The sequence below is a fragment of the Trinickia sp. Y13 genome (assembly GCF_029522115.1).
Lineage (GTDB): Bacteria > Pseudomonadota > Gammaproteobacteria > Burkholderiales > Burkholderiaceae > Trinickia.
This window is the reverse complement of sequence record NZ_JAKWFK010000010.1, coordinates 44496-60505: the sequence shown is the minus strand read 5'-3', so window position 1 is coordinate 60505 and position 16010 is coordinate 44496. Positions and strand designations below refer to the sequence as shown.

At 61.5% G+C, this 16010-nt stretch carries 18 protein-coding genes and 1 riboswitch; of the genes, 10 read left to right on the top strand and 8 right to left on the bottom strand.

The window, feature by feature from the left end; translation table 11 throughout:
- Nucleotides 1-120 precede the first annotated feature (120 nt).
- Both MMB74_RS18370 and MMB74_RS18365 read left to right on the top strand, forming a co-directional pair.
- The gene (locus tag MMB74_RS18370) at nt 121-723 is read left to right on the top strand and encodes a DUF1326 domain-containing protein (RefSeq protein ID WP_277430095.1); all 603 of its coding nucleotides are present in this window, start codon (nt 121-123) and stop codon (nt 721-723) included.
- The gene (locus MMB74_RS18365) at nt 716-1516 is read left to right on the top strand and encodes a DUF2182 domain-containing protein (RefSeq protein ID WP_277430094.1); all 801 of its coding nucleotides are present in this window, start codon (nt 716-718) and stop codon (nt 1514-1516) included. Before MMB74_RS18370 ends, MMB74_RS18365 begins: the two co-directional genes overlap by 8 nt.
- A 142-nt stretch (nt 1517-1658) precedes the next feature.
- Here the strand turns inward: MMB74_RS18365 and MMB74_RS18360 are convergent, their stop codons facing one another.
- Nucleotides 1659-2585: a LysR family transcriptional regulator gene (locus MMB74_RS18360; protein WP_277430093.1), complete on the bottom strand. Its 927-nt coding sequence runs from the start codon at nt 2583-2585 to the stop codon at nt 1659-1661.
- 262 nt (nt 2586-2847) lie between these two features.
- On the opposite strand from MMB74_RS18360, the gene MMB74_RS18355 reads away from it, so the two are divergent.
- Complete coding sequence (locus MMB74_RS18355; RefSeq protein WP_277430092.1) at nt 2848-3927, top strand: hypothetical protein; 1080 nt, start codon at nt 2848-2850, stop codon at nt 3925-3927.
- A 233-nt stretch (nt 3928-4160) separates the two neighbouring features.
- The gene (locus MMB74_RS18350) at nt 4161-5093 is read left to right on the top strand and encodes a haloalkane dehalogenase (protein WP_277430091.1); all 933 of its coding nucleotides are present in this window, start codon (nt 4161-4163) and stop codon (nt 5091-5093) included.
- A 30-nt stretch (nt 5094-5123) separates the two neighbouring features.
- Here MMB74_RS18350 and MMB74_RS18345 read toward each other — a convergent pair whose 3' ends face one another.
- The 3 genes from MMB74_RS18345 to MMB74_RS18335 form a co-directional block, all read right to left on the bottom strand.
- The gene (locus MMB74_RS18345; RefSeq protein ID WP_277430090.1) at nt 5124-6029 is read right to left on the bottom strand and encodes a LysR substrate-binding domain-containing protein; all 906 of its coding nucleotides are present in this window, start codon (nt 6027-6029) and stop codon (nt 5124-5126) included.
- A 110-nt stretch (nt 6030-6139) separates the two neighbouring features.
- Complete coding sequence (locus MMB74_RS18340) at nt 6140-7462, bottom strand: FAD-binding oxidoreductase (RefSeq protein WP_277430089.1); 1323 nt, start codon at nt 7460-7462, stop codon at nt 6140-6142.
- A gap of 255 nt (nt 7463-7717) precedes the next feature.
- Nucleotides 7718-8428, bottom strand: a complete 711-nt coding sequence (locus MMB74_RS18335) for an SDR family NAD(P)-dependent oxidoreductase (protein WP_277430088.1) — start codon at nt 8426-8428, stop codon at nt 7718-7720.
- Between the two features lie 129 nt (nt 8429-8557).
- On the opposite strand from MMB74_RS18335, the gene MMB74_RS18330 reads away from it, so the two are divergent.
- Nucleotides 8558-9529, top strand: coding sequence for a LysR family transcriptional regulator (locus MMB74_RS18330; protein WP_277430211.1), 972 nt, complete (start codon nt 8558-8560; stop codon nt 9527-9529).
- A 57-nt stretch (nt 9530-9586) separates the two neighbouring features.
- On the opposite strand, the gene MMB74_RS18325 is transcribed toward MMB74_RS18330, so the two are convergent.
- The gene (locus MMB74_RS18325) at nt 9587-10453 is read right to left on the bottom strand and encodes a sigma-70 family RNA polymerase sigma factor (protein WP_277430087.1); all 867 of its coding nucleotides are present in this window, start codon (nt 10451-10453) and stop codon (nt 9587-9589) included.
- 165 nt (nt 10454-10618) lie between these two features.
- Between MMB74_RS18325 and MMB74_RS18320 the strand changes: the two genes are divergently transcribed.
- Nucleotides 10619-10936, top strand: coding sequence for a hypothetical protein (locus MMB74_RS18320; protein ID WP_277430086.1), 318 nt, complete (start codon nt 10619-10621; stop codon nt 10934-10936).
- Between the two features lie 675 nt (nt 10937-11611).
- Nucleotides 11612-12118, top strand: a complete 507-nt coding sequence (locus tag MMB74_RS18315) for a phasin family protein (protein ID WP_277430085.1) — start codon at nt 11612-11614, stop codon at nt 12116-12118.
- A 108-nt stretch (nt 12119-12226) separates the two neighbouring features.
- Here MMB74_RS18315 and MMB74_RS18310 read toward each other — a convergent pair whose 3' ends face one another.
- From MMB74_RS18310 to gstA, 3 genes are read right to left on the bottom strand one after another with little or no spacing between them, the layout of a single operon-like run.
- Nucleotides 12227-12574, bottom strand: coding sequence for a multidrug efflux SMR transporter (locus MMB74_RS18310; protein WP_277430084.1), 348 nt, complete (start codon nt 12572-12574; stop codon nt 12227-12229).
- Nucleotides 12571-13281, bottom strand: coding sequence for a glutathione S-transferase family protein (locus MMB74_RS18305; protein WP_277430083.1), 711 nt, complete (start codon nt 13279-13281; stop codon nt 12571-12573). The genes MMB74_RS18310 and MMB74_RS18305 overlap by 4 nt, the downstream gene beginning before the upstream one ends.
- Entirely contained in the window at nt 13278-13904 is a 627-nt protein-coding gene (gene gstA, locus MMB74_RS18300; protein WP_277430082.1) for a glutathione transferase GstA, read from the bottom strand. Before gstA ends, MMB74_RS18305 begins: the two co-directional genes overlap by 4 nt.
- A gap of 134 nt (nt 13905-14038) precedes the next feature.
- Here gstA and MMB74_RS18295 point away from each other — a divergent pair, with 134 nt between their 5' ends.
- The 3 genes from MMB74_RS18295 (at nt 14039) to MMB74_RS18285 (ending at nt 16005) form a co-directional block, all read left to right on the top strand.
- Complete coding sequence (locus tag MMB74_RS18295) at nt 14039-14944, top strand: LysR family transcriptional regulator (RefSeq protein ID WP_277430081.1); 906 nt, start codon at nt 14039-14041, stop codon at nt 14942-14944.
- Between the two features lie 81 nt (nt 14945-15025).
- Nucleotides 15026-15088, top strand: a riboswitch (Fluoride riboswitch).
- Between the two features lie 86 nt (nt 15089-15174).
- Nucleotides 15175-15561: a fluoride efflux transporter CrcB gene (gene crcB / locus MMB74_RS18290; protein ID WP_277430080.1), complete on the top strand. Its 387-nt coding sequence runs from the start codon at nt 15175-15177 to the stop codon at nt 15559-15561.
- A gap of 111 nt (nt 15562-15672) precedes the next feature.
- A complete protein-coding gene (locus tag MMB74_RS18285; RefSeq protein WP_277430079.1) occupies nt 15673-16005 on the top strand; it encodes a DUF190 domain-containing protein in 333 nt (110 codons plus the stop codon).
- Nucleotides 16006-16010: the final 5 nt, after the last annotated feature.

Sequence of the window (16010 nt, the reverse complement as noted above, 5' to 3'; positions counted from 1 at the left end):
TGTATCGATGCGTTCGCCCGATCCGGCGTCTCGGAATCGACTTTGACTTTGACCCGCGTCGATGGGCCGTGCCCGAATGCGACCGCATCTTGCCCATGACCGACGACGGAGGTGAACATCATGGCCGAGAGCTGGAAAGTTGCCGGTACGTATTTCGAAAGCTGCAACTGCTACGCCCCATGCAGTTGCGTTTGCCTTGACCCGCCGTCGGACGGAGACTGCGCCGTGCTGATCGGCTGGCATATCGATGAAGGCAAGTTCGCCGTCGTCCCACTGGACGGACTCAACGTCGCTCTGTTTGCGTATTCTCCGGGCCATATGTTGCAAAACAAATGGAGAGTCGCCCTTTATCTGGACGAACGCGGCACATCGGAGCAGCAAGAGGCGTTGGGCAAGATCTTTTCCGGTCAAGTGGGCGGCCCGCTTTCGGCACTGAGTCCGATGATCGGCGAAGTGATGGGCGTCAAGCCGGTTGCCATCGATTATCGACTCGACGGGAAACGTCGCAGCCTTCATATACCCAACGTCGCAGACGTGGAAATCGAGGCATTGCAAGGGCAGGACGGCGGCGACGTGACACTCAGCAATCATCCCTTTACGCCGGCCCCGGGTTTTCCGGCAGTGGTCGGGAAATCGAAGGAGTTTCGCTTCGCCGACCACGGCTTCACCAGGGAAATCTCGAACCGCAACGGATTCTATTCGCCGTTCGCCTACCATGCCTGAGCCAGCCCTACTCGGTGGCCGCGCGGCGCGACGCCTGCCCGGGCGCGACCGCGTGATCGTGCTGTCCGGGCTCGCGGCGGCCGCAGCGCTCGCGTGGGCATACGTGCTCTATATGGGTTGGGGCATGGCCCACATGGACGCAGGTATGGCGATGGCGGTCATGCCGCGCATGACGGATTGGCACATCTTCGATCTGCTGCTGGTGCTCGCGATGTGGGCCATCATGATGGCCGCCATGATGCTTCCGTCTATCGTGCCCATGGTTTTGAGCTTTGCCTCCCTGAGCCGCCGGCAGCGGGCGCAACAACTGCCCTATGTGCCCACCGGCGTGTTCGTTCTCGGCTACCTCGCTGTGTGGTCGGCGTTCAGCCTGGGCGCCACGCTTGCGCAGTGGGGCCTGCTCGAAGCGCGTCTCGTCACACCAATGATGGTGAGCGCAACGCCGTGGGTCGCGGCAGCGCTCCTCGTCGTTGCGGGGATCTTCCAGTTCACGCCTTTGAAGCAAGCGTGCCTTGCCAAGTGCGCGTCCCCGCTCGGCTTTCTTCTGACCGAATGGCGTGAAGGCACGTATGGCGCCTGGATCATGGGCGTTCGTCACGGGACGTATTGCGTCGGCTGCTGCGCGTTACTCATGACGCTGCTCTTCGTATTCGGCGTCATGAATGTGGTTTGGATTGTCGCGCTGTCGGTCTACGTATTGCTCGAAAAAATTCTCCCGCGTGCGCGATGGCTCCGTTTCGTAGGGGGCGTGCTGCTGATTTGTTGGGGAGTCGCAGTAGCAGCTGGCATCTAGTGACCTGTCCCGCAAGCTCCTTTGATATGAAATCGCTCATTTGATTTATCAAAGAACTTACGGGGCAGGGCGCTAGAAAACAACGCGTAGATATCGCTAGCCACGAACCGGTACGCTTGCATGTGGCGCCGCTGCGCGCGTGTTACGCGTCGATCACCGGCTGCCGCGGCGCCGTATGCGTGTCGTCCCCAAGCTCCGCCGCCAAAAACTCCAGAAACACTTTCATCTTCGCCGGCAGAAAATGCCGCGACGGATAAACGGCATAAATCGTGGTCTCGTCGCTTTCCCACTCGGTGAGCGCTGGCACGAGCGCGCCCTCGGCCAATTGACTGCGCACGTAAAGCTCCGGGATCAGGCTCAAGCCGAATCCCGCGAGCAACGCATCGCGCACCGCCAAGCTCGAGGACACCTTGTAGCGGCTGTTCACGGGCACCGTCACGGTCCGCCCATCTTTGCGAAACGCCCACACAGCGGAGTGATCCGACAACGTGAACTGCACGCAACTATGGTCGACGAGTTCGCTCGGGTCCTTGGGCATGCCGCAGCGTTCGAAGTACGACGGCGCCCCACATAGCACGTGCTTGAGCACCATGAGTCTGCGCGCCACCAGCCGAGAATCCTCCAGCTTGTCGCTGCCGCGCAGCGCGCAATCGTAGCCGTCACGGATCAAGTCCACGCGCCGGTCGTCCAAGTGAAGATCGAGCGAAATGCCGGGGTGACGCGCCAAGAATCGCGGTAGCGCTGGCGAGATCGTCAGCAGCGTCAGCGTGATGGGCGCGCTGACGCGAAGCAGTCCGGCGGGCTGTTGCTGCAAGTCGCCTACGGAGCCGTCCGCTTCGTCCAGATCGTCCAAGATGTGCGAGACTCGCTCGTAATACTGCGCGCCGGCTTCGGTCAAACTGAGCCGCCGAGTCGTCCGGTTCAGCAATCGCGCGCGCAGATGCGTTTCCAACTCGCCGATGTTCTTGCTGACCGCGGCGGGAGACAGGCCCAATTGCTTGGCTGCCCCGCTGAAGCTGCCGACCGAGACGACGGTCCGAAACACGGTCAAGGCAGTCATCCGGTCCATGATTGCGCACCCCTGGTAAATGGTTTTTTCCGTGGCGGCAATATTACCAATCCAAGGGCTACTAGTTGGGGTGCCAGCGCATCTTGAGCCGGGCGACGATCACGTGCGTACTTCATCGTCGTCCGCAAAGTCGCGGTTCTTGCATCGGTATCCCCAATGTGCGGGACTGGCTCGCCGTTGCGCCGCAAAATTCATTTCCCAGAAACTGGTTCACGCCTATACCATCGCCAGGACGGCTAGTTGGCGATGAATGGAGGGCGGGATGACCAGAGCGCGGAGTTTATCCGACAGTGCGCGATTCGACAGCCCGCTCCGGGCACCCGACGGTGGCGGGCTGCTTCCGGATGGGCGAGAGATCCTCGGCAAAGATCTGATTCGAAGTCTTCTTTTTTCCCAGCAGTCTCCCGCTCAGATAAAGGCGCAAAAGGACAATCTGCTCCGTGCGCATAATCGGCTCCTCGCTCACGGGTTCGAGTTCGTCGGCTATCACGGCACCGAATCAAAATACGCGAAAGATCTATTGGAACGTGGCGTGTTGCCGACGGGCAAAGGTCCCGAGTTTCTGACATCGACTGAGCCGCTCGATAAGCCCTACATTACCGGGGCATCCCGGTTCGGTTTATCCCGAGGTGAAGGCTTCTACGTTGCGTATCAGCGCGTGTTGGCCGAGTCTTACGCTCAGCGGGCAACCTATCTTCCGAAGCTGCAAAAAGTGCTTCGCGTTTACGCTAGAGGTCTATCGGCAATGAAGCCGACGCCGCTGCATTGGCATCGCGGATTGAATTGGGGGCTGCAGGACAATCAAGCGTTTCAGCAGGGCTCGTCGCTCTCCAACGAGGCGGGCGTCGATGTTGGCAAAGCGCTCGCCAAGCATTATCGAGGTTACTTGGAAATGCGATTCGAGCGCCAATACTTCAAGGATCTTGCTGTCATTCCTTCGTATTACCCCGAATGGGAACGACAAGAGATGGATAGTGGCAAGGATCCACGGTGGCCAGCACACGAAGCGCCGCTGTATCGGTGGCTGACATACCTGCCCGAGGGTGCGGTCTCTGCGCTTGCATGCCCGCCCGAGGATGCGGCCCACATTCGTTCGTCTCCATACAATGTTTGGGCGCCTCAGGGGCTAAAAGACTTTCTGCTGGCCAGGCGTGCACCGCAACCCCCATCTGGACGCAAGCGCGCGGCGTCGTCCGAAAGTAGTAGCGCTTCGTCCGGAAGTAGCAGCGCTTCGTCGCGCAACAGTAGAACGTCGTCGGGAGAATCGTCGTCGAGCGGCGGCGCGAAGCGAAGGTCGATGTCCAAGCAGCCTGCTCGTAAGCGGCTAATGCCTCCCTTGTAACGGTGGACGGCCCTTTTCTCCGCAGCGATCTTCCGCTGGAGCAGCACGTTCGCGACCCCAGGAATGTTCCCCTCGATCGACGGCGATCCAAAACGCGGCCAGGCGGTCCCTGATGATTGCACACCCCTGGTAAATGGTTTTTTCCGTGGCGGCGATATTATCAATCGAGGCGCTCGTAATTAGCATGCCGAGGTATCCGTATCCACAGTGGAACTTCTCGAAGGAGCCTCGTCATGCCGCTGCCAGCCATCGCTTCGCCTTTGCGCGTGTCCGTTCTCGATTCGACGATGAGCTACCGCCAGGCGGGACCCGAACACGCCCCCGTCGTGCTGTTCCTGCATGGGAATCCGACTTCGTCGTATATCTGGCGCAACATCATGCCGGCAGTGGCCGGCACGCACCGGGCCATTGCCCCGGATCTGATCGGCTATGGGCAGTCGGGCAAACCGGACATGGACTACCGTTTTGCCGATCACGTTCGCTACCTCGACGCGTTCATCGAAACGTTGAGCCTGGACGAGTTCTATCTCGTCGCGCAAGACTGGGGCACGGCGCTGGCCTTTCATTTGGCCGCGCGGTTTCCCCAACGCGTGAGGGGCTTGGCCTTCATGGAGTTCATTCGTCCCTTCGAGCGTTGGGACGATTTCCATCAAAATCCGCAGGCGCGCGAGACGTTTCGGCGATTCCGCACGCCGGGCGTCGGCGAGGAGATGATCCAGCGCGACAACCTGTTCCTCGAACGGGTGCTTCCGGGTTCCATTCGCCGCACGCTGTCCAGTGATGAGCTCGCGGCCTACAAGCAGCCTTTTCCGACCGTGCAATCGCGCAAGCCTATCTGGCGTTTGGCAAATGAATTACCGATAGAAGGGCAGCCACGAGATGTCCATCGCTGCCTGACCGAAGCGCATGCGGCGCTCGAGGCTTCCACGTTCCCGAAGCTATTGTTCGTCGGCGAGCCGGGCGCCATTGTGTCGCCCGCGTTCGCAAAACAGTTTGCGGCGGCCCAACGCAATATCCGCGTAGTCGAGCTAGGCGCGGGCTTTCATTATCTGCAGGAAGATCACGCGGCGCAGATCGGGGAAACGCTGCGCGAATGGATCGGCAGCATCGAGCAGGATTCGCTTCGGGTCGAAGCGATAGGAGAAGGGGTAAGTAAGCTGCCTTGAGACGTGCTTCGCTCAGTCAGGGCTGGATGATCACACGGACGACATCAGCCAATCCTTAACGATGCGCGCAACCGCAGTGAGCGGACGATGCCGAGCGTGGACCAGAAAATCGGAATGGCCGGTCTCATAGGCGAATTCGCCTAGTTTGCTCAATGCCCCCGACTCGATCGCTTGCCGTGCCATGAAGTCCCATCCAAGCGTCACGCCAAGACCTTCCAATGCCGCGTTGAATGACAGCGTGACCTGATTGAACGTGAGCGCATTGCGGGGGATTTGATACCGTATGCCGAAGTGATCGAACCAATCCTGCCAGTCGAGACAATCCCATTGGCTCGAGTCTAGTTGTATCAGGGGCAGCCCGATCAGGTCTTCGGGCTTGACCGGCGGTGCAATGTTCAAAGCGGGGCTGCAGATCGGGTACACGATTTCCGGAAACAGTCGCGTGCTCTCGAGTGTCGGCCAGTCGCCATCGCCGTAAAGAATGCCGAAGTCGCTCTCACCGCAACTGCGCTCATTGATGGTATTGGTCGAGATCACGTTGACCGTAATGTCCGGGTGAAGCTGATTGAAGCGCACGATTCGAGGAAACAGCCAGAAGTGCGCTACCGCCTGCGTGCAAACGATCGATACGGCTTGGCGCGCGTCTCGATCTCGCGCTTTCAGTACCGCGCGTTGCAATTTGTAGAGGAGCGGTTCGATCTCTTCGAGAAAGGTTGCCCCTGCGGCGCTAAGCTCGATTCCGCGAGCGTGCCGGTCGAACAATGCACAATGCAGCACTTCCTCGAGCGCCTTTATCTGTTTGCTGACTGCGCTTTGCGTGATGAGAAGCTCGCGCGCTGCCCGCGTGAAACTCCCGCAACGTGCCACGGCCTCGAAGCACACCAGCGTCTCCATGGGAGGTAACGTCCGTAGCAGGCGTAGGTTTTGGGCTTTCATGGGAAGATCCATTCCATCGGAGAAGATATCGACCGATGCCATCGTACGCCCGCCGCGGCACGCGCGCACCGGCTATTCTCCGAGGGAATGGACGAGCGACGCGGCCGGCCCTAAACGTCTCCGCCGGCGGCCGCCGACTCACGGGTAAGTCGCAGCCGGGCGCCGATCGTTCGAAGAGGATCGGGCGGAACCCACGAGGGGCTGGAATGCTGCTGAATGAATTGCAGGTTCTCGCTCTGGATATTGTTGATCCGGTCCGCCATGTAGTAGCCGAGATAAGTGCCTTTCACCACCCCGACGCCATTACAGCCGCCCATCGTATAGACGCCGTCGCCGGCGTCCGCAAACACGGGCTCATGATTGAGTGTCATGGCGAGCATGCCGCCCCACGTGTATTCGAAGGGCATGTCTTTCAAGAATGGAAAGCGAGCTTCGAACGATTTCCGATGCTGCTTCCAAGCGTTGTCCAATCCCGCACGCGTGCTCTTGAGTTCAGGGAGGAAGTCGAGCGTATTGCGAACGAAAATCCTTTTGTCCACGGTGAAGCGAACCGTGCTGCCCGCGGGGTGTGCGGACGTCGTGCCCCATGATCGCACGCCATTGAAGTGCTTCTTGATTTGCTCGTCGGTCAGCACTGACGTGAGGCTCGCGTAGGTGAAGACCGGAGCGAGCGTACGTGACAGCTTGCCGAATTCCTCGGAGAACGCATTCGTGGCTTGCACGACGACGGGGGCAACGATACTGCCTCCGACGAATTGCAAGCGGTGCGGCGAGCCGTATTCGATCCCGGAAACGGGGCTGTTTTCGAATAGCGTGACGTTTTTCGGCAAAGCCTTCGTCAGGCCGCGCACGAGCGCGGCGGGATTCACCAAGACGTTTCCGGGGGTATAGACCGCCGATCGATAGTAGCTCGTGCCGAGACGCCTTTCGAGCTCGCGGCCCGATAACTGCTCGTACTCGAAGCCCGCTACGCTGAGCATCTTCACGAAGCTCGTGAGGCCGGACTCGTTCTCTTCTTCATGCGCCGACATATATTTGCCCGCGTCGTCCCAGAACGGAATCGCGAAGCGATCCTTGTACTCCCGTAGGCGATCGATGGCGAATGCGTTCAATCGATAGAGCGCGCGCGCATAGTTTGCGTCTGTTTTTCCCCCGTCTAGGTTATGCGGGAGATCGATCAGGAAGCCTGCGTTACGGCCGGACGTGCCTTCGCCAACGCGCAGCGCATCGACCACGGCGATACGCGCTGACGGTTGCAGTTCGGCGAAGCGCAGCGCGAGGGAAATGCCGGTGAAGCCCGCTCCGATTACGGCCACGTCGAACGCGTGAGCGCCCTTGACGCGTTGGCCGAGCGGTGCGGTGAAGCCGGGGGTAGTTTCAAGCCAGCCGAGGTCGCCATCGACTTGGGGAAATTTTTCGATCTTGATGCGCACGGTTGCCTCCGATAGATGCGTTGAGGCTAAGGTGCATCGATACTGGCGCGCCCCGCAAACGAAATATCGGCATCGCTCATTCCCTGTAGGAATATCGACACCTACGGCCTGGGGTATTTCGTCCCGGGGCCAGTTCCATGGAGAATGCTTTGCATCTGGGATAGAGCGAAGCGCGCCAGCGCATCCTCGCCTCCAAACGCACGCCGCTGCGATTTTCGGCTGGCCGAAACCGCTAGGGCCCGCAGCCAATTGCCTTCACCAGCGAACGGTCCTGCCCCGATAGTCGAGGTATTCCAAGCCTGGGCGATCCAATTTGCTCAGCAGCACGTTCACGACTCCGGGCACGCTCTCCTCGATCGACAATCGTCCCTCGGGCCCGCCGAGTTCGGTGCGCACCCAGCCGGGCGCCATCAGCACCATGGGCCGCGGTTTCCCCGCTTGGCGCGCCGCAAAGCTGCGCATGAACTGATTGAGTGCCGCCTTGCTGCCCCGATAGACCTCTCGTTGTCCCGTTTCGTTGTCGGTGATGCTGCCTTGTCCCGACGACATGATCCCGATTAGACCTTCCGCTGCAACGAGCGGCGATAAGGATTCGACCACGCGCATCGGGCTAAGGGCATTGGTGATCATCAGATTCACGAAATCCTCGGTCGACACTTCTCCTATGGTCTGGGTCGGGTCGGGATTGGTGGTGCCGGCGTTGACGAACAGCATGTCAAAGATTCGTCCGGCCAAGCGTTCGCGCAACGCGCGGATTTGCTCGGGGAGCGTGATGTCGAGCGTCTCGATCTCGACGCGTCCCGGAAACGCATCGGCCAAGTCGTGCAGCTGCGTGCGGCGACCCGTGCGAACGGTGCCCACGACATGCCATCCCTTTTTCACGAACTCGGCCGCCATCGCGTGTCCAAGCCCGCGCGAAGCGCCGATCAGCAAGACGGTGGGAGTGATAGTCGAAACGTTGGGCATGGAGCGATCCTTTGCATGAGTGACGTCGTCAATTTTGCGGACGGCAATCGAATTGCACCAGGCGCCTGGGATGCAATTGACGGTTGCACGAAACGCCATGCATCGATCGTTTTCGACTATGCTGCGGGCATGTCACGCGTCGACCTCAATCTCCTGATCGCACTCGATACATTGCTGAGCGAACGCAGCGTTACGCGAGCCGCGCTACGTCTCGACCTGAGCGTTTCGGCCATGAGCCGCACGTTGGCGCGGCTGCGGGCTGCCACGGGCGACCGCCTGCTATTGCAGGCTGGCCGCACGCTGGTTCTCACGCCTTACGCCGAGCAGTTGAGTCAGCGCATTCCCGCCCTGGTCCGCGAAGCGGAGGTGGCGCTCGGCCGAGCGGACCCTCGGCTCGAGATTGCGACGCTCGAGCAGCGCTTCACCGTGCGGGCGGGGGAGGGCTTCGTCGATCTGCTTGGTGCGGCGTTGATCGAGCGGGTGCGGCAAGCGGCGCCGGGCGTGCAGCTTCGCTTCGCGCCGAAGCCGGACTGGAATGCGCAGCCGCTCAGGGAGGGCAACGTCGATCTGGAGATCGGTATCGTCAAAACTTCGGCGCCGGAGGTGCGTACGCGGTTGCTCTTGCGCGACCGCTACGTCGGCGTGTGCGGCGTCGGCCATCCGCTTTTGATCGAGGGTAATGTCAGCCTCGAGCGATGGGTGGCGTACCCGCATGTTGCGATATCTCGTACGGGGCAAGCCGATGATCCGGTCGACGCGGCCCTCGAACTAAGCGAGCTGCAGCGCCATGTCCCGATCGTGGTGCCGTCCTATACGAGCGCCATCCAACTCGCTCGTCAATCGGACCTGCTGGCCGTCGTCCCGCATTCGTGTTTGGGCAATGCCTTTCTGCCTGACTATGCGGCGGCCAACGGCGTGCGGCCATTCGAGTTACCGCTGCGCGTGCCAGCGTTCAACGTCTCGGCGATTTGGCATCCTCGCCTCGATCGCGATCCTGCGCATCGCTGGTTTCGCGCTGAAGTGTCGGCGGTGTGCTCGGCCGCTTATCCGCACGCTTATCCGCAAATGGCAGATTCGGATGTGCGGCAATCCCGTAGTTGAGGCCGCGGCAATGCAACACCTTGCACGCTTGCCATTGCTCGCATGGCAACGGCGGTTTCACGCGCAGCGCACATCGAGCGCTTCCATGACATAGGGCGCATACCGGAAGTCGCGTATCCTCGCGAGCCGATCGCCGTCCCAACCCAGGAGGATGACGTAGGAGGTGACCCCGGCCCCGATCGTCGGGTCGCTCGCAAGCAGCACCATGCGACCCTCCGCGCAGCCAAGCGCTAGACGGCATGCCGTATTTTCTTCGTAACGTCCGAAATACTTGCCGACGTCTTTTCTGCCCGTCATTCGCGCGCGCCCAACTAGGTCCGTCCGCACTTCTTCCGACAACAGGTTGCGCAGCGCATCGAAGTCGCGAGCGTTGAAGCGTTCAACGTAGGCGGCCAGCCGCTCCCGGTCGATGTCATTCATTTCCCGCTGCTGATCGACGGGGGCCTGCGCCACGGCTTTGAGCCGCGTACGGCCTCGGTGCAATGCGGATTTGATGGCCGCCACGCTCGTCCCCAGCAGATCGCTTGCCTCGATCAGCGAATAGCCGAACACGTCGGCGTACAACACGGCCGCTCGCTCGATCGTAGAGAGATACATGAAATGGGCGAGGCTCGCCGCCGCCGCCACGCGCGTATCGGCCGCAGCCGCATCGTCCGGCAGGTCGTCGAGCGCCGTTTCGGGCTCGGCCCAGCCCTGACGCTTCTTGCGGCGCAAGGCATCGAGCGCGGCATTGTGGGCGATGCGCATGAGCCATGCTTGCGGTTGCCGGATGTCACCCGCCATAGGCCATGCCTGTAGTGCGTGGACCAACGCTTCCTGCACGACATCTTCGCCCTCGAATGCCGAGCCCACCATGCGCGCGCAATAACGATGTAAGCGCGGCCGCATTTCCGCCATCCATGCTGTCAGTTCTTCCGATTCCAATTGGGCCGTCCTCCTCGTTCCATTGCGGCATACGGTACAAGACGCTCGTCGGGAGGCGAATGATTCGTGGATGAAAAAAATAGTTGGGCGAATCCTTTTGCCCACTGGCGACGTCTATGAGGTGTCGGCGCAATCGTGCGCCGATCGACCAGCGAGGAGAGCGTAATGCAACGCGTCACCGTCGTACGATATACCGCGAAATCCGAATACGCCGACGAAAACGAGGCACTCGCGCGTGCCGTATTCGCCGAACTTGAAGAGAGCAAGCCCGAAGGCATTTCTTATGTGATCTTCAGAGAGGGCTGTGCGTTCCTGCATGTCTTCGTGAACGCCCGCGCCGACGATGCGGACGTATTGACGCAACTGCCCGCCTTCAAGGCGTATCAGGCACGGATTAGCGAGCGCTGCGAAAACCCGCCCGATGTCCAGCGCAGCCGGATGGAGATGCTCGAAGCTTATGGGTTGGCCTGCGGGCGAACGTAACGCGGGCCGGGCGAAGCCGTTCAGCGTGGCGAGTGGACTCGGCAGGGACAGGCGGATGCAGCGAATGTCGTTGCGTGGCACAAGTGCCGACCGACATGAAAGGCGTTGCTCCCGCGTGGGCGCGGGCGCAAATCATAGAGGCAGCGGCAGGAGCAGGGGTCGAAACGACATCGTCGGGCATCGAGGCGGCCCGACGATTCCTGTCGCCTTCGTCTTCAGTGCTTTTTCTGCGCTTGCGAAGTATTCGTCCGCGCGTTGCTTGGGCCCGGCCCGGATGGGGACCAAACGGGCGCGGGCTTTTTGGGTTGCTTCGGTTTCTTCGCTTCTCGATTGCTACGCAACTGACCTTTTGCCATGACACTGCTCCCGTTGTATCGATGCTCGTAGGAAAGCTCGAATGTCCCGGCAGTGTGCGCCGATTCAGGCTTGCTGTCGCGAACCTTTTCGGCACGCAGCCTTGGGATCGACCAGGGCTTTCGACGGATTTGCCGCCGTCGCTCGGGCAGGCGCCCACGTATGGCGAAAAGGCTGTACATCCGGCAGGAAAGGTATACAGTGTTTTGCTGCGATGCAGCATTAGAAGTGGCTGCGCCGCTCCGACCTGCAAATCTGTAGCGAGACACTCGCCTCCGAAATCCCTTGGACGCATGTGCCGGGTCGATTTTGGAGCATTGAATGAACACGACTACCATCGAGCAATCGGCCGCCTTCGGCCTGAACGTCTTGCCCGCGCTCTTCAGCTTGCAGAACGAGGCGTTCGAGCGGCTGCGCAAACTGACTCAACTCAATCTGGCCGTATCGCGATCCATGTTGGGGGCGGGACAGGCGGCTCTGACGTCGTCGTCGCGAAGCTCGGCCGCGACGGACGTGATCGGCATGCCGCGGCAATTCGCCGAGGATGCGCAGACCTACGCCGAGCAGGTCCGGCAGATCGATTCGCAGTTCATGGCAGCCGCGACCCGGGTAGGCCACGATCTGCATAACCAATGCAACGCCATCTCGGAGCAGTGGGCGGCGAGTTTTGGACAGAGCGCGCCCTTTGATTCGGGCACGGCGTACAACGCGATGCAGTCAGTCGTGGGCGCAATGATGCGTGCACAAGGTATGGCGCTGGACGCCGACGAGCGAGTCGCCGGCGCGCGCACGCGCCCCGCACAGCCTCTGGCGTCGCACAGCCGCTAACAGCCGCGAGACCCGCCCAGCGCGCTGGTAGGAAGGCAATGCGCCGCGCGAGCACGGTTGATGGCCTCTCTTCCGGAGAGGCCGATAGCCGCGGACAGCAACTGCGCTTCATGCAGGCGCCATCTTCAATGCGGCGATGCCCGCGACCACGAGCGCCACGCCGCCGAGCCGAAACCATCCTGCTGGTTCCCCGAACAGCACGATGCCGACCAGCACCGTTCCTGCCGCGCCGATCCCAGTCCACACCGCGTACGCCGTGCCTACGGGCAGCACTTGCAGCACGCGGCCCAGCAGAAAGACGAATGCGGCGAGCAACAGGAGAGAAACGGCGCTCCAGCCGAGCCGTGTGTAGCCTTGGGCGTATTTCATCGATACCGCCCAGGCGACATCGCAGAGCCCCGATACGATCAACCACCCCCATGCCGCTCCTTGGCTCATGGCGTTCAGTGCGCTCATTGAATGGACACTCCCTGGCGCTTGAGCAAATAGGCATCATGCCGAGTCAGGAATGCAAGCAGACGCGCCTCATAGCCCGGCAAGACCGCGTCCTTGACACTGGGTCTTTCGAACAGCGCGCGCCGCCAAGCGTCCATTTTCGGTGTCTGCGCAAAGACGCCGGTGGGCGCGAGCGCATCGAAGACATCGAAGTATCTGAAGATCGGCGCGAATGCCGCGTCGACGAGGCACATTCGGGAACCGGAAAACAACGGACCGTCGCCCAGTTCAGCTTCCACGCGAACAAACTTCGTTTCCAGGGCCTCGCGCTTCGTCTCGTACGTGCGAGCGTCGGCGGCGGTCTCCAAATGCCAGACGTCGCCGAGAATCGCCGACGCGAATTCGATCCAGCTGCGATGCCGCGCGCGCTCCAGCGCTGCCGACGGATGCAGCGCGGGGCCCGCGCCGACGTCTTCTAGATATTCGCAAATGACCGCGCTCTCGAAAACGACCGCAGGTTCCTCGGCGCCGTGCCCATCGACGAGCAACAAAGGAACCTTGCCGAGCGGCGACACAGCTCCAAACCATGCGGGCTTATCGGCCAGATCGATGTACCGTCGCTCGAAGGCCACGCCTTTTTCGGCGAGTACGATTGCGGCGCGCTGCACGTATGGACACAGCGGATGGCTCACCAACGTGTAGGCCGGCCTTGCCGATAACCGAGTCATGCGGGCACCTTCAATCCTTCGGCCTGCATCGCTTCGCGCACCGCAGGGCGCCGGCCGACCTGCTCGAGATAGGCGCGCAGATGCGGGAAGGCGGATAGATCGACGTTGACGAACCGCGACCAATTGACGATGGTGAACAGATAAGCGTCGGCCACCGTGAACGCCTCGCCCATGAGAAAGGGCCCGCTCGCAGCCAAATGCGTGTCGACGTAGCCGAGCCGCTCGGCAATCTTGCCGCGCGCGACGGCTTGCGCCTGCTCGCCGTATTCGTTGTGGAACAGCCACGGGCTGTACATCTTGTGCAATTCCGTGGCGATGAAGTTCAGCCACGCTTGCAGACGGGTGCGCGCCACCGTTCCCGCCAGCGGCGCCAAGCCGCTCTCCGGCTTCATGTCGGCCAGGTACTGCACGATCGCGGGGCCTTCGGTGAGCAGCGTGCCGTCGTCGAGTTCGAGCACCGGAACGTAACCGTTCGGATTGATGGCCGAAAAATCGAGCCCGGATCCCGTGGTATGCGGCGTTTTGCTGATGCTCACGCGTTCCAATTGAACCGCGATGCCCGCTTCCACGGCGACGATATGCGGCGAGAGCGAGCAGGCGCCCGCGGAGTAATAGAGCTTCATAGAGGCCTCTTGAATCTTGAGCATTGACGGGAAATGAACGACGGAGCCAGCATACGGTGTGCGGACGTGCAAAGTCTATTGTGTAAATGCCATCGCGGATTGCGTTTGCGCAAGCAATCGATTAATGTTCGCGCATGAACGATTGGAACGAACTGAGGCTCGTGCTCGCCGTGCACCGCGCGGCCAGTTTGACCGCGGCGGCCGAGCGGTTGAGCGTCGATCATTCGACGGCGTTTCGCCGCTTGAAGGCGCTCGAGACGCGTCTCGGCGTGCGGCTCTTCGAGCGCTTGTCGGGCGGCGTGTATCAGGCCACCGAGGCGGGGCAGCGCATGGCGGCGGCCGCCGAGCGCATGGAAGACGAAGCGCTCGCGCTCGATCGGGATCTGACGGGCCGCGACCATCGGCTGTGCGGCCGCTTGCGCGTCACTTCGTCGGAGACGTTGGCGTACAGCCGCTTGACCCGGCATCTCGCGGTGTTCCGGCAGACGCATCCCGGCGTCGTGGTCGAATTGGTGGTCGACAATCACGTGCTCAATCTCTCGCGACGCGAGGTCGATATCGCATTGCGCCCCGTGCGGCCCAAGGAAGGCGACCTGTGGGGGCGCAGGCTCGCGCAAGTCGCTTGGGCGTTCTACGCGTCCCCGGGCTATTTGGCCGAGAACGGCGGATCGCTTTCGAGCGTGACGGGGCTCGAGCGCCATGCGTTGATCGGCTGGGAGTACGGAACGACGCAGATCGCCGCGGCGCAATGGCTATCGCAAGTCGTGCCTCACGACGCGTTCGTGTATCGCAGCAACAGTCTCGTCAATCAATTGGTGGCCGCGCGCTCGGGCATCGGGCTGGCCTTGCTGCCGTGCTATCTCGGCGACAGCGAATACGGGGTCGTGCGCGCGATGAATTCGCCCGCCCCGGGGTTGGAGGGCGAATTGTGGATCGTCGCCCACGCCGATCTCAAAGGCACCGCTAGAGTGCGGGCTTTCTTCGACGTGGTCGGCGAGGGCCTGGCGCGCGAGCGCGACTTGTTCGAAGGGCGTCGTTAGCCTGCTGCCTGTTGCCTGCCGCTCCCGCAACGCTTAAAGTATCGCCTCGTTGCGTCCGATAGGCATGGCGGTGCGATGCCTATTTGCGCGGGAGATGGCATTCCTCCTTCAACCGCCCCCGTGGCTGATGATGCCTACCTGTTCCCCGAGCCGGAATCGGTAGGCGTTCGCTCGCGCGTCGCGCCCCGTCCCGGTTCGATCAACATCACGCTTCGAATCGGGACCGCACGTTGATTTATTCGATTCTCTCCATCTTTGTCGGCGCCGGACTCGGTGCATTGTTGCGCTGGGGATTGAGTCTCGGCTTGAACGCCATCTTTCCCACGATTCCGCTCGGCACGCTCGCGGCCAATCTGATCGGCGGCTATTTCATCGGTGTCGCCGCTGCGCTCTTTGCCGCCAAAGCCGGTTTGCCGCCGGAATTGCGGCTCTTCGTCATCACGGGGTTCATGGGCGGCTTGACCACGTTCTCGACGTTTTCCGCTGAAGTCGTCACTTTGTTGTCGCAAGGCGAGCTAGGCTGGGGACTGGCTGCTGCTGGCTTGCATCTGTTCGGCTCGTTCTCGCTCACGGCGCTCGGCATGTGGACGGCGCGTCTATGGCTTGCCGCGGTCTGACGATCGGCGCTGCGGCTGGCGCGGCATAATCGCCGCTGCATAGATTCACAGTTGTGGCGCCGCAAGCACAGAGGCAAAATCGAACATGCACTGTCGGCGCCGGGAGGTCACATGCAGTCCGAGCGGTACGTCTTGTTGCGGTTCTATGTTCACGAAAACCATCGGCTTCACGGCAAGCTGCTCTGGGAGTGGCTGCTTCACCGCGCCAAGGAGATGGGGATCATCGGCGGTTCGGCGTTTCGCGCCATGGCGGGCTTCGGCGCGCACGGCGTGTTGCACGAGGACCGCTTTTTCGAGTTGCAAGGATCGCTGACGGTCGAAGTCGAGTTCCTCGCCACGGAGGCGGAGTCGCGCGCACTCGTCGAATGCGTTTCGCGGGAGAAGGTGCGCGCCGTCTACACCGAGATCCCGGCCACGTTCGGCGTCATCGGCCCCGACGCATGACTGGG